Origin of the sequence: Limnoglobus roseus (genome assembly GCF_008254045.1) — a bacterium.
Taxonomy (GTDB): Bacteria; Planctomycetota; Planctomycetia; order Gemmatales; family Gemmataceae; genus Limnoglobus; species Limnoglobus roseus.
The window spans coordinates 754111-774425 of record NZ_CP042425.1 but is presented as its reverse complement, the minus strand read 5'-3'; the positions used below and the strand labels follow the sequence as shown (position 1 = coordinate 774425).

The window sequence follows — 20315 nt, the reverse complement described above, 5'->3', positions numbered from 1 at the left end:
CGTGCGAACCCTCGTGCTCTTGCTGCTATTCACCGGCACCCTGTCCGCGGCCGAACCGCTCGCGCCGGTGGTGGCCAAGTACGCCACGTCTGAGTTCGCCCCGGTAGTCGCCGTGCGGTGGGTGCCGGCGACGCGGCAAGTCGTCGTACTGAACGAGGACGGCACGGTGCGAGTGTGGGGCGAGGGCAATGATGTGCCCCTTGCGACGATGCCAGCCCCTCCGTCGACGTCCGTCCCGGCGTTCGGGTTGACGGTCAGCCGGGACGGACGGACGGTTGTGACGACCGAGCGATCGCGGCTGCAAATCTGGGATCGCACGAAGGACACCGTCGCGACAGTCGCGACCGAGAAGGCGTCGCCGGCCCTGAAGGACGTCGGTCCGGTCGAGTTCGCGCCGGACGGCCGCGGCCTGTACGCCCTCGGGCACCAGGCACATTTCGTCACCCTCGGCCCCGACGGCACGGGGGCGAAGGTCGGCGGGCAGATGCCGCCGGCGTTCGGCAAGGGCGAGCGGGCGCTCATCCGCGACCAGCCGCTCGTTTCCCTCGCGGGCGGCCTCGGGGTGGCGTACTACGAGGGGTACGAGGTGGACGAGGTCCGCGTCTGGGACTTCGCGAAGAACGACGTCGCGGCCAAGATGGAACTCCGCGAGGGCGTCCGGCCGCACCCGTTCGCCCTGACGCCGGACGGCCAATCCGTCGTCCTGGTGGACCAACGGCGGAACCCGATTCCCGCACTCGAAGTGTACGAATCGCGGTCTCTGACTCAGGTCCGCACGGTCCCCCTGCGACACATCGTCTGGACCGACGCCCGGCGGACGTTCTCCCCGGACGGCCGCCTGTTCGCCGTCGAGATCGACCCCAAACTCGACTGCTCGACGTACCTGATCTGCGCCGCCGCCCGGTACGAACCCCTCGCCATCCTCCGGCACGACAAGCCCGACCGCCTGCTGCCGAACGAGTACCAGCCGCCGCGGGACGGCAAACCGTCCCGCAAGACCGTGAGCCTCTCGCCCGACGGCCGCCGTGCGGCCACGGCGTTCGATGCTCGCGTCCACGTCCACAACCTGCAAGCCGCCATCGATCCGACCCCGCCGAAGGCGTTCGACGCGGCCGCGTGCTGGGCCGACCTCGTTTCCGCCGACGGGCCGACGGCGATGCGGGCCGTCTACCGACTGGCCGACCACCCGGCGGAGGCGGTGAAGTTGTTTCAAGAGAAAGTGAAGCCGACCGCGAAGCCGGCCGCCGGGGACGTGGCGAAGTGGGTCAAGGCCCTCGACGCCCCCGCCTTCGCCGAACGGCAGACCGCCACGAAGAAGCTGACCGCCGCCGCCGACACGGTCGAGCCGGAGTTGAAGCAGGAGGCCGCGAACAACGCCTCGCCGGAGGTGGTGCAGGCCATCAACACGATGTTGGACGCGGTCGCCAAGTCGCGGCGGAAGTTGGACGGCGAGTACCTGCGGGCCTACCGCATCGTGCAAACGCTGGAGATGATCGGTCAACCGGCCGCCGAGTTGCTGAAAGCCTACGCGGCCGGCGCGAAGGGGGCGTTCCTGACGCAGGAAGCCGAGGCGGCGAAGAGCCGGACGCCGTGACGAACGAAGACGCCGTCCTCGGCTGCCTGCTCGGTCAAGCCGTCGGCGACGCGATGGGGTTGCCGATGGAAGGACTCTCCCGCCGTCGCGGCCCGCGGCTGTACCCGCGCCACGACCGGATGCAGTTCTTTTTCGGCTACGGCATGGGCTCCGACGACACCGACCACGCCTGCATGACGGCGCTGGCCCTGCCGCCCCGGTACGACGAGCGGCCGGACTACGCGAACGCCTTCCGCCGCGACCTCGCATGGCGGCTGCGGTGGTGGTTCCTCGGCGTGCCGGTCGGTATCGGCAAGGCAACACTGAAGGCGTGCGTCAAGCTCTGGCTCGGCTTCCCCTCGACGAAGTCCGGCGTCTTCTCGGCCGGCAACGGCCCCGCGATGCGGGCGACTGTTCTTGGGGCGTGGGCTGAGAACGACGAGGAATTGAAAGTGTTGGTCCGAGCATCGACCCGGATCACGCACACCGACCCGAAGGCCGAGTACGGGGCGTTGGCCGTCGCCCTTGCCGCGAACGTGGCCGCGACGACCCGAGATGGCCCGGCACCGTCGGCGGAAGTGCTCACAGCACGGCTGGACGAACTATTGCCTCACGACACGGCGGCGGACGAACTTCGGGGGCTGCTTCGGCAAGTCGTCGAAGGAATCGCGGAGGGGCTCACAGTGGAAGCCTTCGCGGAGAAACTCGGCCTGACCCGCGGCGTGAGCGGGTATATCTACCACACGGTCCCGGTGGCTCTGTTCGCATTCTTCCGCCACGCCGACGACTACCGGACCGCGATCCCGGCCGTCATCCGCTGCGGCGGCGACACCGACACGGTCGCCGCGATCACCGGTGGCCTGATCGGCACCCGTGTCGGCAAACCCGGCATCCCCGCCGAGTGGCTGGCGAGCTACCGCGATTGGCCGTGGTCGGTGGGGCGGATCGAGCGGATCGTGAAGAAAGAGATGCTGGACTTTACCCCTGGCCCCCAGATGTTCCCGTTTTACAAGTTCTGGTTGCCTTTTCAGATCGTCCTGCTCCTCTTGATGTGTGTTGCGATGCTGTTGGCCTACCCGGTTTTGGTGCTGCTCCGGGTGACGACTCGGCTCCTTCGTAATTTCCTTTTCTTCCTCGTCGTCCTTGGCCATATCGTCCGGCGGATGCTGCCGCCGTACTGACCAACCTGGAGCGGCTACGCCAACCGCGCGTCGATTTCGCCCAACGCCTCGGCCGCGCCGAGCGGCAATGCAATCCCGCCCGGCGGCGTCTCGGCCTCGCGCGGGTTGATGCGAATTAGCACCTGGGACTGTTCTTCGCACTCTTCCCGCACCGTAGGGATGGCCAACCCCGCACCCATTTCGATTGCCACGACCCGTCGGCCGTCCACCCGTTGGAGCCAGTCCTCGTAATTGCGACGCTGATCGGCGGATCGGATGCGATCCCAGTCCCAGTCGCCGAACATGAGGATGTTCGGTCGGGCGATGGCTCCGCACGCCGGGCAGGTCGGAAACGCCGACCGGGCGCGGATGGTCATCTCATCCACGTCCACCTGCACACCGTCTGACGGCCAGATTGGTTGCCCGCACTTGCGGTGGCACTGGAGGTGGTGGATCGAGCCGTGGCACTCCAGGATTTGCCCGTCGGCGAAGCCGGCCTTCTGGAACTGTCCGTCCACGTTGCTCGTGAACACGAACGCCCCGAGCGGAACCCGTGCGGCCCAGCGGCGGAGAATCTCGAAGCCGCGGTGCGGCGTGGCCGCGCGGTACATGTTCAGCCGGTGGCCGAAGAAGCCCCACGCCAAGGCGGGGTCGGCACTGAACCAGTGCGGCGTGGAGAGGTCGGCGAACTGTCGCCCGCGGAACGGCGGGTACGCCTTCCAGAACCCCTCCGCCCCACGGAAGTCCGGCAGCCCGGAATCAACGCCCATGCCCGCGCCCGCCCCGATCAGCAGCGCGTCCGCGGTGTGAATCGCTTCGGCTGCGGCGAGGTAGATGGCGTCAAGATCGGAGGGAAGATTCATAGAAGTGTGGCCAAGTCAGGCGTGCGCGGCTTTCCACTCCGAAAACCGCCAGTCGATCACCGGGGCGATCACGTCGTAGTTGGCCCAACTGTCCTCGACGTGGTAAACGCTCGGGAGTGAGTGTGCCAGCGCTCCCTGGTAGTCTTTGATGTACTCTCCGTACCCCTGCCCGCCCTCACCCGAGTAGTACGCGGCGGCGAACTTGTTGCCCTCTTCGCTCAGGTCTTCTTCCCAGAACTTGCCGTCGCACGATCGGAACAGGAAGTCGCGGCCGGTCATTGTTCGGCCGCGCACCGCCTCCAAATCTTCGGATGATTCTTCATCATGGAACTCACCCTGGAGTCCGTTGAGGATGGGCCAGGCGAGGAACATGCCGATGTGCGTGCCACCGTTTTCGGAGGGCAATTCGGCGGAGAAGTCTCCCCCGGAGTGCCAGTCCGCACGGTCGATCGCCATCCCGACGCTCCTTCCGCGCGGCTCGGCCTTGACGAGCGGAGGGGCGTTAGCCCCTGATTCTTGTACCGCGAAGGCCAGAATTAGGGGCTAACGGCCCCCGCTCGCCTGTTCGCCCGCCGTTACTTCGCCCCGCCGGCGATCCAGTCCTTGATCATCTGCTTCTCGTCGGCGCTCAACCTCGGCTTGTCGGGCGGGGGCATGGTGTCGGCCATGATCGCGCCCCACAGGTCGCTCGCCCCCGGGTCGCCGGGGACCACGAGGCCCTTCTTCTTCATGATCGATTCGAGCGTCCGCACGTCGATCATCGCCCGAATTTGCGGCGTCCCGTGGCACGTGGCACAGTGGGATCGCAGGACCGCTTGCACCTTCTGGAAGCTGACCGCCACTGTCGCCGGCTTCGCTTCTGGCTTTGCGTCTGGCTTCATCTCCGGCTTCGCATCCACCACTTCCTCCGGCTTCACCTCTTCGGGAATGACCTCCCACTTGAGGCCGAGGGCGACGCTCTTGTTCATCTTCGCCAACACTTCCCACGGCGTGCCCTTGTGTTCCTCGGCCATCTTGCCGAGCGTTTCGCGTGCTTCCTCGGCCTTCTCCTGGATGTCCTTCTTGCTGCTCATCTTCTCGGCCGACGCCAGGCGGTAGCCGGCGGCCTTGCCCTTCTCCGGCTTCGGCAGGCTGTCGGTGCGAATCTTGCCGAGCGCCCCGCGGTACTCCTCGATGAACGCCCATCGCAGTTGCGTCTGGGCCTTCGCGTACTGGTATAGGGCCAGCCATCGCTTCGACTTCTCGGCCGACAGCGCGTCGGATACTTTCTCCAGGGCCAACATCTTTTCTTTTAGTTCCAGTTCGATCAGGGCCGGACCCATCTGGTCGGCGATGGCATCCTTCTTGGCCTGGTCGTCCACGCTGCCGCTCTCGAACGACTCCTTCAGGCCGTTCTCGCCGAAGGTCCACTTCTCGCGGATCGTCTTCAGCGCGTCCAGGGTGGCGAACCGCACCGGGTACATGCCCGGGTCCTTCAAAATCTGGTCGTCGGCCACGCCGTCGTCGGCGTAGGCCTTCATCGCCTCGGCGTCGAACGGGTAGACCTGGCTCAGACTCGTCGGCATTTCCAGGTCTTTCCGGAGGCCCGGCAGCGTCGCGGCCTGGAGAGCCTTGTTGACCTCGTCGGCCGACACGCCCTTCGGCACCTCGGCCCATGCGAAGCGGGCGGCGAGGGCTTCGTCCTTGTTGTAAGCCACCGCCTTCGGCGACTCGGTCCCGCCGAGCTTGACCGTCTGGACCGCGCGGTTTTCCCGCTTCGTGCTCAGGTACGCCTTCACGGCGTCCGCCCACTGGCCGATGGGAATCGGTTGGTCCGGCGTCGGGGCCGGCGACTTGGTAGCCTTGAACCGGTCGGCCTGCACGCGGAAGGCTTCCAAAAACTCGCTGCCGGTGCCCTGCTGCTCGAAGGCGTTCTCGCCGGCCGAACAACTCGTCACCACTTGGATGCCCTCCGGGGCCGCGTGGAGGAGTTTGTCCAACTCCTCACTCATCGGCTGGCTGCCCGGTTTCGCCGCTCCGGCCTGAGTGTTGAACCGGCAGACGTCCAAAAGGAGCACCTTCTGCTGGGCCTTGCAGTCCTTGAACTTCGCGAACACGTCCTCGATCGGGATGAGCGTGGCGACGGCCCCCGGTTCCCCCTCGACCGGCACGAGGAACGCCTTGCCGTCGATCGCGACCGCGTGCCCGCCGAAATAGAAGACCACCCGGTCCTGGTCGCGGCTAGTGGAGCAGAAGTCGGCGACGGCCTTTTCCAGCACGCCCTTGATCGGCGGGCGGAAGTCCTTGTCGTTGCCAGTGTCGCTGAGGACGAAGAGTTCGTTGGTCGCCTTGTCGGTCGGGATGTGCCACTCGAAGGCGATCTTCTTGGCGATCTTCGTGGGCAGGTCTTCGCCGCGGAGGCCGCTGCCGGGGGTGAGGTTGTTGAAGTAGATGTACTTCGAGACGTGGACGAAGAGCATCCGCCGGGGGAACGCATCGGACGTGAGGCCCGAGCCGCCCTTGTTCTCGGGCGTGGCGTTGGGGTTCTTGCCGTCGTTGAGCTTCTTGGCCTGCTGCTCCAGCTTCTCCTGGTCCTTCTCGATCTTGTTCATGAAGTAGATACCGCCGGCCACGAGGCCGCCGCAGAGCATCAGCACCACGGCGGGGCCGAACCAGCGGTTGCCACGACGGCGACGGTAACGTGTCGGGGCGGACGACTCCTCGGTGTCGAACGCCATGTCCGCGGGCGACGGTACGTAGGGCACCGGGGCGGCCTGTGGATAGCCCGGCGGTGGGTAGCCCGGTTGGGCCGCGTAGGGGTATGGCTGTGGCTGCGGGTACGCTTGCGGCTGAGGGTAGGCTTGCGGCTGAGGATAACCCGGTTGGGCCGCGTAGGGGTATGGCTGGGGCTGTGGGTACGCTTGCGGATACGGCTGGGGGTAGGCTTGTGGGTACGGCTGAGGTTGAGGGTACGCCTGCGGTTGCGGATAGGCCTGGGGCTGCGGCGGCGGGGCGGCGGGTTGGGCGGCGACCGGGGGCCGGGCCGGCTGGGGCGGTTGTTGAACGGGCGTGGGCTTGGCGGGGAGGGCCTGGTGTGGCACGGTTTCGGCGGCCGCGGCGGCCGGAGGCGTCTCGGACCGTTTGCGGCCCTGTACCACCATGCCGCACTTCTTGCACTTCATGGCCCGGTCGGCCCACTCGATGGGGATGCGAAGAATGTTGCGGCATCCTGGGCACACGGCCTGCACGGTCGCGGTCATTCTCCGACTCCCTGATTCTCGAATCTAACAATTCTGACGATTGAAATCATTTTAGCCCACGGAGCTGCGAGATGCACTCCCGATCCGGCGGACTTTTTCTTGGATCACGAAAAAGATGAGAGCGGGGCTGAAGCCCCGCTCGAAGTGCCGACTCCGTGAATCGATTACGTGCCGAACGAGGCGAGGTTGATCCGCAACGGCTCGGAGTAGTCACGGGTAATCCGCACCTTTTTACGCCGCAGTTCTTCCATCTTGTTCAGGAATTCCAGGATCAGCTTCTCGGTCCCGAGCGTGTCGTCTTTGCCGAGCAGGCCGACGCCCGATAAGTTGGTCCCGGCCCGCGGTCGGAGGAAGGTGTTGTCGAGTTTCTCCAACTTTCCCCGCCCCCCGCTGGCGACCATGACTTCGTCGTTGAAGAACTTGCTGTTGCTCAGGCCGGCCGGGTCTTTCTCACCGTAGACAAAGAGCATCGGCGTTTCCTTCCGCATGTCGCCGTTGGCATCGCGGCCGTAGTTGGCGACCCAGTTCTCAATTGTGCTCTTGTTGAAGCCGTTCATCCGCTTCGGCGACAGCCAGACGCACCCGCCGTAGTCCCGGCCGGCCGGGGCGCTCCCGGCCGCGATGGTTTGGTTCGCGTTCACGATCAGCTTTTGAATGCCGAGAACGCCCATCGGCTTCTTCTGCTCACGGTGCCACTCGGTGGTGAGGAACATCATGCCGAGGGTGGCGGCGTCGCCGGCCCCGATCATGTACACGGAACTCGTGTTCACCTGCCCGTCGTCGTTGAGCTTGTCGAGGTGGTTGCGGGCGGCCGAAATGTCGTAGACGAGTTGGGGGAGGTATGCGTTCCTCGACTTGTAGTCCTTCTCCTCAATCGTCTTCTTCGGCGTGGCCTTCGACGCCCCCGGGAGGGTGGCGTTCAGCTGATCCTTCCAGAACTTCTCGGGGATGATGTCCTTGCTCTTGCCGGTGCCGCGGAAGTCGAACCGCAGGACGTGGTAGCCGCCGGTCGCCAGCGTCTTCGCGAGGCCGTCCCAGTCGCCCTTCGTCGGGTCGGTGAACGGGTCGTGGAGGATCATCACGCACGAGCCGTTCTTGCTGTTCTGGGCCTTGTACAAGATACCCCGCAGCTTCACACCGTCGGCCGTTTCGATGAGTTCGTCGGTCGGGTCTTGGGCGCGGGCCGTTGAGCCATTCTGCAGGAGGTACGTCGCGGCCGTGGCGGTGAGGGCCTGCGAGAGGAAGAGGCGGCGTTGCATCGGCGTGACTCCCGACGAGCAGAGGTTAGAAGAGGGCAGATTACAAAAGTGATAACGTTATTGGATGATATGGCGTTGGCGCGGCGAAAACAAGCAATCGTCCGGCGGGGAAGGCCGCGCGCCCGAAGCATTTCCCGCGTAGCCGGCAGAGTCGCTCGGAAAGCGGGGTGGCCGAACCCGGTTCGTCGTGCGTAAGTTACGGGTCGGACGACACCCGCCGAACTCCGTCAGGCCCTCGCGACACCTATGACCGACGCCCCCCCGCCCGCCGACCTGCCCCGCCCGCCGCGGAAGGCGATGTTCATCGCGGCCCTCGTCGTGGCCATCGACCTCCTCGGCTTCGGCATCGTCCTGCCGCTGCTGCCGCGGTTGGCGAAGGAATACTTGGCCGGCCAAACCGAGGCGGTCCGCGGGGCGACCATCGGCGCGCTGTTCTCGGTCTTCTCGCTGATGCAGTTCATCTTCTCGCCGATGTGGGGCCGCATGTCCGACCGCATCGGCCGGCGGCCGGTGCTGCTGATCGGCCTCATCGGGTCGGCCGTGTTCTACGCCCTGTTCGCGTTCGCCTCGTCCTTGCCGACAACCGACTGGCAGTTGGCCCTCGCGCTGATGTTCCTCTCCCGCATCGGGGCGGGGATTGCCGGGGCGAACATCGGGGCGGCCGCCGCCGTCATCGCCGACTGCACGACGAGAGAGAAGCGGGCGAAGGGGATGGCTCTCATCGGGGCCGCGTTCGGCATCGGGTTCACGTTCGGCCCACTCATCGCCTACGCCGGCTTGAAAGCCTTCGAAGACCAGAAGTGGGGCGTCGGGGCCATCGCGTCGATCCTCTCCCTCGTCGCCGCCGGGCTGGCGTTCGCGTGGCTGCCGGAGACGCGCATTCCCGGCCAACAGCACGAGCCGCGATCGTTCTTCAGCATCAGTCGCACGCTGGACGTCATCAAGATGCCGAGCATCGGCCCGCTGGTGCTGATCTACTTCTTGGCGATCTTCGGCTTCGCGAACTTCGAGGCGACGCTCGCCCTGCTGACGAGTGCCGCGTTCGACTACAACGACGAGCAAAACTTCCTGGTCTTCGCGGCCGTCGGGTTCATCCTGATGGTGGCGCAGGGCGGCCTCTACCGCCCGTTGGTAGGCCGGTGGAAGGAAGGGCCGATGATCGTCTTCGGCATTGCCCTGATGTTCCTCGGCCTCGGCCTGATCGGAGTGGTCGCGTGGTTCACGGCGACGCAACCGGACAAGAAGGCGGTGCTGACGCTGTTCTACCTGGCGATGGCCCTGGCCGTGACCGGCTTCGCGTTTGTGAACCCGTCGGTGTCGGCGATGGTGTCGAAGCGGGCCGACCCGCACCGGCAGGGTGAGGTCATCGGCGTGAACCAATCGGCCGCGTCGCTCGGCCGTATCCTGGGGCCGTTCGTCGGCGTGTTCGTGTTCGAGTTGCACTCGACCCGCACGCTGCCGTATCTTGTGGCAATGGCCGCGCTGGTGTGCGTACTGTTGCTATTGCCGACGGTGCTCCGAAAGGAGTCCGGAACCAGGAATCAGGAACCAGAAGTCCTGGCTCCGCCCCCGGTTGCCTGACCCCTGACCCCTGACCCCTGACCCCAGATGCCGCGACGGATCGCGATTATCAAACCGAGCGCCCTCGGCGACATCGTTCACGCCCTGCCGGTGCTGACGGCCCTCCGCGAGCGATTCCCGGACGCGCACATCACCTGGGTCGTGAACCGCGGCTTCGAGCCACTGCTCGTCGGCCACCCGCACTTGAACGCGACACTCGCCTTCGATCGTGCGGCCTTCCGCAAACTCGGTTCGGCCGTGCGGTACTCGCTCGGCTTCGTGAACCGCCTGCGGCGTGAGCGGTTCGACCTCGTCATCGACCTGCAAGGACTGCTGCGAACCGGCCTGATGTGCGCGGCCACGGGGTCGCCGGTGAAGGTCGGCTTCGCGAACGCGCGAGAAGGGGCCGCGCGGTTCTACACGCACGCGGTGGAAGTGCCGGACGCGGATCGGATTCACGCGGTCGATCGCTACTGGCGGATCGCGGAATTGCTCGGCTGTCGGTCGGCGAAACGGTTCATCGTGCCACTCCGCGAGAGTGAAGTGGACGCGGTTCACCGGGAACTCGCCACCCTGCCGCGGCCGTGGCTGGCCGTCGCCGCCGGGGCGAAGTGGGTGACAAAACGCTGGCCGCCCGCCCACTTCGCGACGCTGCTGACGAAGGCTCAACGCGAGTTCGGCGGTACGGTGCTCCTCGTCGGCGCGGCCGAGGACAACGCTCTGTCGGCCGAGATCGCTTCGCAACTCCGGGGACCGGTCCGGGACTTCACCGGGAAGACGAGCCTGCCGAAACTGGCGGCCGTGTTCGCCGCCGCCGACGTGATGGTCGGCAACGACACCGGCCCGCTGCACCTCGCGGCCGCGCTGGGCCGACCGTGCGTCGCCCCGTACACTTGCACGCAGGTGAAGTTGCACGGCCCGTACTCGTCCGCGAACACCGCCGTCGAAACTGGCGTACCGTGTGCGGGCAGCTATCTGAAGAAGTGCCCGAACGGGATGGTCTGCTTCGCCGACCTAACGCCGGAGAAACTGTGGCCGCCGCTGGCCGAGGTGCTGACGACATGGCAACGCCGAATCTCCCATTCCGCCTGATCCTCGCCAGCGGATCGCTCGGCCGACGCGAGTTGATGAAACTCCACGGCTATCAGTACGAGGTTCAGCCGGCCAACATTGACGAACCGACGGAAGCCCGCCTCGGCGACGTGCGGCACTACGTCGGCGAACTCGCGTGGCTGAAGGCCGCCGCCGTCGCGAGGACCGTCGCCGACGGAGTGGTCCTCGCCGGTGACACCGTCGGCTGGCTCGACGGCAAAGTCGTCGGCAAGCCGGACGATGCGGCCGACGCGCGACGCATCCTCACCTGGCTCTCCGGCCGCGTCCACGAACTCTGGACCGGCGTCTGCCTGTGGGTTCGGCCCGGCGACTTCCAAATCTGCTGGCAGGAACGCAGCCTCGTCGAGATGAAGGCGCTGACCGACGAGGAACTCGACGCCTACCTGAAGACCGATAAGTGGGTCGGCTCGTCCGGGGCGTATTCGATCGAGATGCCGGTCGATCCGTACTTGAAGGTGATCGAGGGCAGCACCAGCAACGTCATCGGCCTGCCGATGGAATCGCTCGCGACGGCCCTGGAATGGGCGAAGGCGATGCACGCCGCGGCGACGAAGCCATAAGAAAGAACGCATGCTCACCGGCCCGCAGATCATCCTCACGCTCAAAGTCCTCGTCGCCGCCGTGACGGTGCTGTTCGTCGGGTCGCTGGTCGCGCTCGCGGCCGACCGCAAGCGGCTGCACGGCCGGATCAACTGGGTGTTCTTCCTCCTGACGATGACGACCGTGTTCGGCTTCGAACTGCTGCTCCGCCTCGGCCACGACGTGACCTCGCAGTTCACCGAGGACGCAAAACAGGCGCTCCGCATCCACCTTTGTTTCTCGATCCCGTCCGCGGTTTTCCTGCCCGTGATGCTGTTCACCGGCACGCGACGGTTCCGCCGCCTCCACCTCGCCCTCGGCTGGATGTTCTGTGCCCTCTGGGCCGGCACGTTCGTCACCGGCATCTTCTTCCTCCCGCACGAGTGAGCCGATGCCCGAGACGATTCCGCCATCGTCCGACCCGCCACCCACGAACCCGTTGACGGCCCCGACGTGGGCCCTCGACGGCGATTTGGACGTGCTGGAAGCCGCGGAACCGGTCGCCCCCCCGCCGACCCCCGAACCGCCACCACCGCCCCGCCCGTCGCGAGCGCCGGCGGTGGCCAGCCTTCCGTCGGCGGACAAGATCGCCGAGGCGATGCTCTTCGCCGGTGGACCGCCGCTGACGGCCGAGAAGTTCGCCGTGGCCCTCCGCGTGCCGGTCGACGTTCTGCACCAATCGGTCGCGGAGTTGAACAAGAAGTACCGCAGTCAGAACCGCCCGTACTCGGTTCAACCGCGAGACGGCGGGTACGTGCTGGCGGTGAAGCCGGCGTACCGCGGCATGCGTGAGAAACTCTTCGGCGGCCCCCGCGAGGCACGACTTTCGCAGCCGGCACTCGATGTGCTCTCCGTGGTCGCGTACCGCCAACCGATCGACAAGGCCGAGATCGACACGATCCGCGGCCTCGACTCGGGGTCCACCCTCCGGCAACTCGTTCGCCTCGGCCTGATGGCCGTTGCGCAGCGGGGCGACGCCGACCACCCCGACGTGAAGTACGGCACGACCAACCGCTTCCTCGAAGTCTTCAACCTGACCTCGCTGGACGACCTGCCCCGCCTCGGGGACGCCCAGCAACTTTAGGAGCATCCATGTTCGAACTGATCTACCGCTTCGACCCTGACGCTCCCGGCGGCCGCAGCCCGCGGTCGGCCGCCGCCGCCCGCAAGCGGTTGGAGGACGGCAACCGCGAATTCGCCGGCCTGTCGGCGTCGTCCCCGGCCCGGATCATCACGTTGAACGCCCAGGCCCTCGGCTTGGCCCGGGCCGACGGGTCGCCACCGATCCAGAAGCCGTTCGCCGTCGTCCTCGGGTGTGCCGACGCCCGCGTGCCGATCGAACTCATCTTCGGCCAGGCGGCCAACGACCTGTTCGTCGTCCGCGTGGCCGGCAACGTCCTCGGGGCCGAGTGCCTCGGCAGCATCGACTACGCGGTGACGAACCTCGGCGAGAGCCTGCGGATGCTCGTCGTCCTCGGGCACAGCGGGTGCGGGGCGGTGACGGCGGCGGTGAAGGCGTTCATGGACCCGCACACGTACCTCGACTTCGCCACCAGCCACCCGCTGCGGGCGGTCATCGAGCGGATCATGGTCGCCGTGCGGTCGGCCCACCGGGCGCTCGAACAGGTCTACTCGCAAGACGTGGAAGAAATCCCCGGCTACGCCACGGCGTTGCTCGAAACGTCGGTCGTGATGAACGCCGCCATGACGGCCGCGACCGTGCGGCAGGAGTTCCGCGAAAAGATCGGGCCGCAACTCGACGTGGCCTACGGCGTGTACAACCTGGCCACCCGCCGCGTCAAGCTATCGCTCGAAGACGAGAACGACATTACCGTCCGACTCGCGAGCCCGCCGACCGACAGTGACGGCTTCGACAAGCTCGGCGTGCTGATCGCCGGCAGCGGTATGATCCGGCGGCTGTTGAGGACGGAGTCGTGAAATCGAAGGACCTGCCGCTGAAGGACCACGCATCGTGGTTCGCGCAAATCTGGCCGCCGCTGCCGGTGTGGCGGCGGCTGGACGCGGCCGTCGTGCTGGTCATCGCGTACTCGCTGATCGTGAAGTTCGCGACGAGTCAGACGGACGTGGTGCTGCCGAAGTGGATCGGCGACATCTCGGTGGTGAACGGCATCCTGCTCGGTGTGCTGCTCGGGTTTCGCAACCTGCAAGCGTACGACCGCTGGTGGGAGGCCCGCAAGCTCTGGGGCCAACTCATCAACGACACCCGCAACCTGTGCGTGAAGGTGAAGGCGCTGACGACGGGCGTACCCGCGGCCGAGTTGCAGGCGTTCGGCCGCCTCGTCGTCGGGTTCGCCGTGTCGCTACGGAACCACCTCCGCGGCGGCCGCCCGCTGTACGAGGTGCCCGGCTTCGCCACCGAGCGGGCGAACCCACCGCACGTCCCGTTGCAGTTCGCCGCGTGGATTTACGAGCGAATCCGTGGGTGGCAGGCCGGCGGCCGACTGAGCGAGATCAACGCTCTCATCATCGACCCGCACGCGAAGGCGCTCATGGACGTCAGCGGCGCGTGCGAGCGCATCCGCTCGTCGCCGGTGCCGCTGTCGTACCGGGCGCTCCTGCGACACGGCACGATCCTCTATTTGATGTCCGCCCCGTGGTTCATGGCCGACCAGTACGGGTACATGGGCGTCATCCTGGTGGCACTGCTGGCGTACTTCCTGCTCGGCATCGAGATGACGGCCGAGGATGTGGAGGAACCGTTCGGCAAGGACGGTGACGACCTGGACCTGACCCGCTTCTGCGAAACGATCCGCAAGGCGACCGAGCAACTCCTCGGCGACCTCGACCTCGGTGACACGGCCCTCAGCACGATGGCCGTGCCGAAGGTGTGACATTGGCGAGCCGAGCACCGTAAGGTGCCGGCTGAGTATCATTGCCACTCACCCGGCACCTTACGGTGCTCGGCTCGCCTTGAGCAATTCATGAGCGGTCCGGCACGTCTCGGCGAGTGTCCCGCACAACGGCACCGCCGGGCAATCCTGGCCGAATCGATGGCAGATGTACCGCTCGCCACTGAACCCGGGTTCGATGCCGACGACGAGTTTGGTCCCGTCGCGTTCGTGCCGAACCTTCCACTCCGCCAACTCGAATCGGCTCGTCTGCGCGTAGGCCCGGCCGGGCGTGGGTACGACTTCCTTCGCGAGCCAGAAGAGAATGACGCCGTCTTCGGCGGCCGCCCGAAGGTGGTGCGTCTCCCAATCGACCTGAGCCGCGTAGTCGAATTCGCCGGGCCGGTACGCCCGCCGTGGCGACGCGATCGTTACCCCGGGCGCGTTTTCCGCGAACCAGCGCACGGCTTCGCTCTGCCAGTCCGGTGCCCCTTGAATGGGACCGGCGAGAAAAATGAGCGGACCGGAGATCGGTTGGATGAGCGGGGGAGTGCGAAGATCATGCATTGGCAGGTTCGTAGTAGGAGACATGGTGAATAGAGATTGGCTTGGTACGGCGGGTTCACCTGTCGGATGACAGCACCGTCGCCTCAACAAGTGCCGCCCATGCGAACGGATCGGCGATGTCTTCCGGACTCCCGTAGGCGGGGACGACGATGTACGCCGATCCGAGGCCGACGCCTTCTGCGGCCGTGCGGTGATGGGGGCTGTCGTCGATCAGAAAGTCCGCTCGAAGTTGCCGCACGTCCTTCCACGGGATGGGCAGTTCGTCCCAGGAATACGACTCCGCGAACCAAGGTCGCAGGCCGAAGGTGAGTGCCTTTTCCACGTACCGGCGTGGGCTAACAGACCAAAGCAGGAGTGTGGCCTGTGCCTTGAGGCGGTCGAGCAATTCGGGACATCCCGGCCGCAATTGCCAACCTACGATGAGTGAACCGCTGATGAGCGGCACGCCGAGCGTTTCATCGAGGTCGAACGCGATTCGCTTCATACCCATGTCCCGCCGTTTCCCACCGTAATTTTTACACCTCGGTCAACTCGCCCGCGGAATTGTAAAAGTTGCCACAAGAAATCGTCGCCATCGAACCGAGCCGTACGTCCGGCAATCGTCGGAAACACCTGCCTCATCGCACCTTAGCCGGCCACTTTTCCGGAGCCTCAATCGCACATTCTGCACCCGGCATCGGGCTTGCGGTTAAACTTCTTTTGCACCTAGACTGCTCGCACAACTTATTGCTGGTTCCGCACGGAGGTCAAGGGAATGACACTGCGTCGGCTGGTCGGTCTGTTCGCGTTTACCGCTTTGCTTCTCTCCTCGCAACTTGCGTTCGCCGGCGAAGGCGAATTCGACCGCGACGGCTCTTATAAAACCACCAACTTCCGCACCACCGCGCCGAACCGCGAGATGGCCGAGAAGTTCGGCGACATGGCGGAACACTTCCGCCGCGAGAAGGCCCGCGAATGGCTCGGCGAGGAGATGCCGAACTGGGGTCAGCGGTGCCCGCTGAAGGTCGAGATTCGGATGAAGGACACCGGCGGCGCGACGACCTTCACCTTCGGCAGCAACGGCAACGGCCGCCCGGCGGTGCTGTCGCAACAGATGCATATCTTCGGCGAACAGAAACAATTGTTGGAATCGGTCCTCCCCCACGAGGTCACACACACGGTGCTGGCCTACTACTTTGGACAGGCCGTGCCGCGGTGGGCCGACGAGGGCGGCAGCGTACTGAGCGAGAACGAGAACGAGTGCTTCACGCACGACATCCGCTGCCGCGAACTGTTGAACAGCGGTCGGGGCATCCGCCTGCGGATGCTGCTCGGGATGATGACCTATCCGAAGGACATGATCGTCGTCTACGCCCAGGGCTATTCGATCTGCGACTACCTCATCAACCAACACGGCGGGCGGGCGAAGTTCCTCAAGTTCGTGCGGGCCGGGATGAACAGTAAGAACTGGGAGGCCGCCGTCCACGACAGCTACGGCTTCGAGAGCGTGGACGACCTGGAAGAGAAGTGGATCGAATCGCTCCGCACGCCGCCGCAACGGGTCGCGAAGGCGAAGACTAACACGCCGACCGGCGGCACGACGGCCCTCGCGAGCCGCTCCAGTTCGTCGGAAGTCCGCATGAGCGGCCTGTCGGCGGTGCCGAAACTGGAAGCCCCGGCCGTCGTTCGCGGTGTGGCCCCGGACCGCGACGAACGGCCCCGCCAACTCGAAGCGAAGCCGGCCAATCGCAACAACGATCAGCCCCCGCCGATCGCACTGCTGCTGCCGCCGGAGCACACGCCGCGTCGGTAGAAAGTCAGGAGCCAAGGGTCAGGAGATCACAAATCCTGACCCCTGAGCACTACGACAAACCGAAGAAGTCAGCCCGCAGCGCCGCGAGTTTGTACAGTTCGCCGAGCGTCGGGTAGTTGAAGCACGTTCGCAGGAACAGGTCCACGCCCGCCTCGGTCATCATCGCCATCACGCCAATGTGAACGACCTCGGTGGCGTGCTCGCCGATGACGTGGACGCCGAGCAGTTTGCGGGTCTGCTTGTCGAAGAGCAACTTCAGGAAGCCGCTTCCGTCGCCGATAATCTTGCCGCGGGCCACCTCGGCGTACTCGGCCCGGCCGACGGCATACTCCACGCCCTTCGCCTTCAACTCGTCTTCCGTCGCCCCGGCACAACTCAGTTCCGGAATCGTGTAGATGCCGGCTGGCAGCACCTGGGCCACGGCGTACTCCGGGTGACGGTTGTCGAACATGTGGATGGCGGCCGCCCGACCCTGCTCGGCGCTCGTGGACGCGAGCGCCGGAAAGCCGATCACGTCGCCGACGGCGTAAATGTGCGGCACGTTCGTCTGGAAGTGCTCGTTCACCGGCACGCGGTTCTTCTCCGCGAGTTGCACCCCTGCCAACTCCGGCTTTAGGTCCGGTGTCCGGCACATCCGCCCGGCGCAGAAGAGAACGTGGTGAACGTGAACCGGTGTGCCGCCCGAGAGTGTCAGTTCGATGTCACCGTCGCTCGGCGGGGGGAATCGTTCCACCGCCCGACCCAGGACTAACTGCACACCGAGTGCTCGCATGGCCTTCGCAAGAGACGCCGAAATCTCGGCGTCCAGTTGCGGGAGGAGCTTTTCTCGGCCGTCGATCAGGTACGTCTCCACGCCGAGGGCCGCGAACATGCAGGCGTACTCGCACCCGATGACCCCCGCCCCGATGACGGCGATCGACCGCGGCAGTTCGTGAATGTTCAGCAGTTCGTCCGAGTCGTGGATGCGGTTGTGGTCGAACGGGATTTCCGCCGGCCGGATCGGCACGCTGCCGGTGGCGATCAGGATGTTCTCGCCGTGGAGGGTGCGTGTGGTCCCGTCCGGTTGATGGACGGTCACGGTGTGCGGGTCGGCGAACTCGCCGCGGCCGTGGAAGACCGTCACGCCGAACTTTTCGAACAAGCCCCGGATACGGCTGTGTTCGCTCTGTCGGACCTGACGCTCGTGGTGAAGGAAGTCGTCCACGGTCGCCCCGCGGCGGATCGACAGGTCCACGCCGTACAGATCGCGGGACCGCAGGCCGGACAGGGCGAGGGCCGTTTCGCGCAGCGTCTTGCTCGGCACGGTGCCGGTGTTGACGGACGCCCCGCCGGGTTCGGCCTCCTTCTCGACGACGGCCACCCGCTTGCCGAGGATGGCGGTTCGCAACGCCCCCATCTCGCCGCCGGGGCCGGCCCCGATCACGATCAGGTCGAACGATTCGCCGTCCGGCATGTCCACGCACTCCGAGAACTCGTTCTGGTGGAGGAGTGCCTTCGCAAAGCCCCACCGCCACCCTACGATAGCCCCCATGCCGCACGCAACTTTCACACCGACAGAACTTCTCGCCGTCATCGACCGCCTGCCGCGGGCCAAGTTGGCCCACCTGCCGACGCCACTGGAAGAAGCCCCGCGGTTCGCCGGGGCGATTGGCGATGCCCGCGTCTTTCTTAAGCGTGACGACTGTACCGGCCTCCTGCTCGGCGGGAACAAGGCCCGGCACAACGAATTCCTCCTCGGGGACGCGCTCGATCAGGGCTGCGACATGGTCGTGTGGGGAGCGGGCGTGCAGTCGAACAACTGCCGTCAGACGGCCGCCGGCTGCGCGAAGCTCGGCCTCGAATGCCGGCTCTACCTGAGCCGCGGGCACTATTCGACCGAACCGCAGGGGAACTTGCTGCTCGACTACCTCGTCGGGGCGAAGGTCGAATTCACGGACGCGAAGATCGGCCCGGAACTCGACGCCTTGCTCGCGGCGAAGGCCGCGGAGTTTCGGGCGGGCGGGCGGCGGCCGTACTTCTGGCACCGGCCGCGCGTCGTGCCGCTCGCGGCGATCAGTTACGTCGTCTGCGTCGCGGAAGTCGTGCAGCAACTCGCGGAACAAAACCTGGAACCGGCCGCGATCTACGTTTCCTCGTCTGGCGCGACCGGAGCGGGCGTGGCCCTTGGTGCGAAACTGCTCGGCCTGACTTGCCCGGTGCGGCTGATTTGTCCGATGCACTGGCCGTGGCACATCCCGACCGCGTTGGCCAACGACGCCAACGACGCCGCGGCGATGCTGAACCTTCCGCACCGACTGACCGCCGCCGACATCGACGCGGATGAGAACTTCATCGCCCCCGGCTACGGCCTACCGTCCCTCGCGGGGCAGGAAGCGATGCGACTGCTGGCGACGACGGAAGCGATTCTGACCGACCCGGTCTATTCTGCGAAGGCCCTCGCCGGCCTGATCGCCGACGTGCGGGCGAGGAAGTACGCGAAGGGCGATGTCGTGGTGTTCCTGCACACCGGCGGCGTGCCGGCCATCTTCGCGAACCCGGCCGAGGTCTTGCCCCCGACGTGACGATTTGGTGAGCGCGCGTCTCCGGAGGCTCCGAATCCCGTTTACCAGGGACAGGATCGGTCTTCCTCCTGGGGTGGGTCCTTCGATGAAAGCCCTTTTGTTCTCGGTGCTGCTCGTTCTCGCCGGCACGCGATTGCTCGCCGCCGATCCCCTCAAGCCGGTTGCGAAGGCCGCGAACGGTAACGACATCCCCCACCCCGCCTCGACGCAAACGACGCCCGTCACCGACGGCGGGAAGACGATCGCAGTCCCCGACGGGATGGTCTACGTGCCCGCCGGGGAGTTCACCGCTGGCACCGGCAATTCGGCCAAGAAGGTGAATCTGGACGGCTATTGCATCGGCAAGTTCTCCGTGACGAACGCCGAGTACAAGGCCTTCCTCGACGACACCGGCACCCGCGGCACGCCCTCGTACTGGCACGGCGGAACCTACCCCGAGGGCAAAGCGAACCACCCGGTCGCCTACGTTTCGCTCGCCAAGGCCAAGGAGTACGCCGCGTGGGTGGGCAAGAAGACCGGGTGGAAGGTGGCGATTCCGACGGCCGATCAGTGGGAGAAGGCCGCCCGCGGGCCAAAGGGCTTCCTGTACCCGTGGGGCAACTCGTCGGACGTCGTTTACGCCGACGGCAAACTGACTTCCAAGTTCAACTTCAACGGCGTCACCGTTGCCAAGTACCTGAAGGACGAGCCGAAGAAGGCGGTGACGTACAACAACAACAAGTCCAAATACTTCGGCATCAAGACGACCGTCGATCAGATCGCCGGGTACGACAACTCCGGCCGGGCGACCACACTTTCCATCGGCGCGAACGGGTCGGTCCGCGGGTGGGTGAGCCACGGCACGTACACCGGTTTCATCTACACCGATCTGTTCACCAGCCTCGGCGAAACGGGTGGCAACACCACGCCGGTCGGCAGCTACGAGGCGGGCAAGAGCGGCTACGGCTGCTACGACATGGCCGGCAATCTCTGGAACTGGTGCGACTCTACGATCGTGGCCACGAACGGCGCCGAGAAGGGGAAGACGGTCAACGAAATCCGCGGCGGGTCGTGGTACGCCGTGAGCAACAGTTGCCGCAGCACTTCCATCGGCGAAGGCCGGGCGGCGTCCGGGGCGTACAACACCGTCGGCTTCCGCATCGTGATGATCCCGGCGGCGAACTGACCACCGGGCTAGCTCGTTCTTGCTGACCGCCGCCC

The 20315-nt window shown here is 66.0% G+C and carries 19 protein-coding genes; 12 read left to right on the top strand and 7 right to left on the bottom strand.

The genetic code is table 11. From position 1 onward, the window contains the following. The first annotated feature begins 1 nt into the window (after position 1). Positions 2 to 1594 carry a WD40 repeat domain-containing protein gene (locus PX52LOC_RS03045; protein ID WP_149108701.1) on the top strand — a complete coding sequence of 531 codons (1593 nt, stop codon included), beginning with the start codon at positions 2 to 4 and terminating at the stop codon, positions 1592 to 1594. Then, positions 1591 to 2754, top strand: a complete 1164-nt coding sequence (locus tag PX52LOC_RS03040) for an ADP-ribosylglycohydrolase family protein (RefSeq protein ID WP_218575273.1) — start codon at positions 1591 to 1593, stop codon at positions 2752 to 2754. The genes PX52LOC_RS03045 and PX52LOC_RS03040 overlap by 4 nt, the downstream gene beginning before the upstream one ends. A 14-nt stretch (positions 2755 to 2768) precedes the next feature. On the opposite strand, the gene PX52LOC_RS03035 is transcribed toward PX52LOC_RS03040, so the two are convergent. The 4 genes from PX52LOC_RS03035 to PX52LOC_RS03020 all read right to left on the bottom strand — a co-directional run bounded on the left by PX52LOC_RS03035 (position 2769) and on the right by PX52LOC_RS03020 (position 8094). Further along, the gene (locus PX52LOC_RS03035) at positions 2769 to 3596 is read right to left on the bottom strand and encodes an SIR2 family NAD-dependent protein deacylase (protein ID WP_149108700.1); all 828 of its coding nucleotides are present in this window, start codon (positions 3594 to 3596) and stop codon (positions 2769 to 2771) included. Positions 3597 to 3611: 15 nt separating this feature from the next. After that, positions 3612 to 4052 (bottom strand): DUF7832 domain-containing protein, encoded by a 441-nt coding sequence (locus PX52LOC_RS03030; RefSeq protein WP_149108699.1) that lies wholly within the window; start codon positions 4050 to 4052, stop codon positions 3612 to 3614. A gap of 119 nt (positions 4053 to 4171) precedes the next feature. After that, complete coding sequence (locus PX52LOC_RS03025) at positions 4172 to 6835, bottom strand: caspase family protein (RefSeq protein ID WP_149108698.1); 2664 nt, start codon at positions 6833 to 6835, stop codon at positions 4172 to 4174. 164 nt (positions 6836 to 6999) lie between these two features. Next, positions 7000 to 8094: an alpha/beta hydrolase family protein gene (locus PX52LOC_RS03020; protein WP_149108697.1), complete on the bottom strand. Its 1095-nt coding sequence runs from the start codon at positions 8092 to 8094 to the stop codon at positions 7000 to 7002. 246 nt (positions 8095 to 8340) lie between these two features. Between PX52LOC_RS03020 and PX52LOC_RS03015 the strand changes: the two genes are divergently transcribed. The 7 genes from PX52LOC_RS03015 to PX52LOC_RS02985 are packed head-to-tail and all read left to right on the top strand — an operon-like array spanning position 8341 to position 14198. After that, complete coding sequence (locus tag PX52LOC_RS03015; RefSeq protein WP_149108696.1) at positions 8341 to 9675, top strand: MFS transporter; 1335 nt, start codon at positions 8341 to 8343, stop codon at positions 9673 to 9675. Between the two features lie 27 nt (positions 9676 to 9702). Next, positions 9703 to 10746, top strand: coding sequence for a glycosyltransferase family 9 protein (locus PX52LOC_RS03010; RefSeq protein WP_149108695.1), 1044 nt, complete (start codon positions 9703 to 9705; stop codon positions 10744 to 10746). Then, positions 10716 to 11327 (top strand): Maf family protein, encoded by a 612-nt coding sequence (locus tag PX52LOC_RS03005; RefSeq protein WP_149108694.1) that lies wholly within the window; start codon positions 10716 to 10718, stop codon positions 11325 to 11327. Before PX52LOC_RS03010 ends, PX52LOC_RS03005 begins: the two co-directional genes overlap by 31 nt. Positions 11328 to 11337: 10 nt before the next feature. After that, on the top strand, positions 11338 to 11733 hold the full coding sequence (locus tag PX52LOC_RS03000) for a hypothetical protein (protein ID WP_149108693.1): 396 nt from the start codon (positions 11338 to 11340) through the stop codon (positions 11731 to 11733). A 4-nt stretch (positions 11734 to 11737) separates the two neighbouring features. Then, positions 11738 to 12430 (top strand): SMC-Scp complex subunit ScpB, encoded by a 693-nt coding sequence (gene scpB, locus PX52LOC_RS02995; protein WP_149108692.1) that lies wholly within the window; start codon positions 11738 to 11740, stop codon positions 12428 to 12430. Positions 12431 to 12438: 8 nt separating this feature from the next. Continuing rightward, the gene (locus PX52LOC_RS02990; RefSeq protein ID WP_149108691.1) at positions 12439 to 13284 is read left to right on the top strand and encodes a carbonic anhydrase; all 846 of its coding nucleotides are present in this window, start codon (positions 12439 to 12441) and stop codon (positions 13282 to 13284) included. Next, entirely contained in the window at positions 13281 to 14198 is a 918-nt protein-coding gene (locus PX52LOC_RS02985; protein WP_149108690.1) for a bestrophin family protein, read from the top strand. Before PX52LOC_RS02990 ends, PX52LOC_RS02985 begins: the two co-directional genes overlap by 4 nt. Positions 14199 to 14258: 60 nt before the next feature. Here the strand turns inward: PX52LOC_RS02985 and PX52LOC_RS02980 are convergent, their stop codons facing one another. Both PX52LOC_RS02980 and PX52LOC_RS02975 read right to left on the bottom strand, forming a co-directional pair. Further along, positions 14259 to 14762: a nucleoside 2-deoxyribosyltransferase domain-containing protein gene (locus tag PX52LOC_RS02980; protein ID WP_168218780.1), complete on the bottom strand. Its 504-nt coding sequence runs from the start codon at positions 14760 to 14762 to the stop codon at positions 14259 to 14261. Between the two features lie 55 nt (positions 14763 to 14817). After that, on the bottom strand, positions 14818 to 15246 hold the full coding sequence (locus PX52LOC_RS02975) for an HAD family hydrolase (protein ID WP_149108688.1): 429 nt from the start codon (positions 15244 to 15246) through the stop codon (positions 14818 to 14820). Positions 15247 to 15516: 270 nt separating this feature from the next. On the opposite strand from PX52LOC_RS02975, the gene PX52LOC_RS02970 reads away from it, so the two are divergent. Then, complete coding sequence (locus tag PX52LOC_RS02970) at positions 15517 to 16554, top strand: gluzincin family metallopeptidase (RefSeq protein ID WP_149108687.1); 1038 nt, start codon at positions 15517 to 15519, stop codon at positions 16552 to 16554. A 49-nt stretch (positions 16555 to 16603) separates the two neighbouring features. Here the strand turns inward: PX52LOC_RS02970 and sthA are convergent, their stop codons facing one another. Next, positions 16604 to 18085, bottom strand: coding sequence for a Si-specific NAD(P)(+) transhydrogenase (gene sthA, locus PX52LOC_RS02965; RefSeq protein WP_246173637.1), 1482 nt, complete (start codon positions 18083 to 18085; stop codon positions 16604 to 16606). Between sthA and PX52LOC_RS02960 the strand changes: the two genes are divergently transcribed. Then, entirely contained in the window at positions 18084 to 19115 is a 1032-nt protein-coding gene (locus PX52LOC_RS02960) for a 1-aminocyclopropane-1-carboxylate deaminase/D-cysteine desulfhydrase (RefSeq protein WP_168218779.1), read from the top strand. The genes sthA and PX52LOC_RS02960 overlap by 2 nt on opposite strands. 85 nt (positions 19116 to 19200) lie before the next feature. After that, positions 19201 to 20280, top strand: coding sequence for a formylglycine-generating enzyme family protein (locus tag PX52LOC_RS02955; protein WP_168218778.1), 1080 nt, complete (start codon positions 19201 to 19203; stop codon positions 20278 to 20280). Positions 20281 to 20315 lie beyond the last annotated feature (35 nt).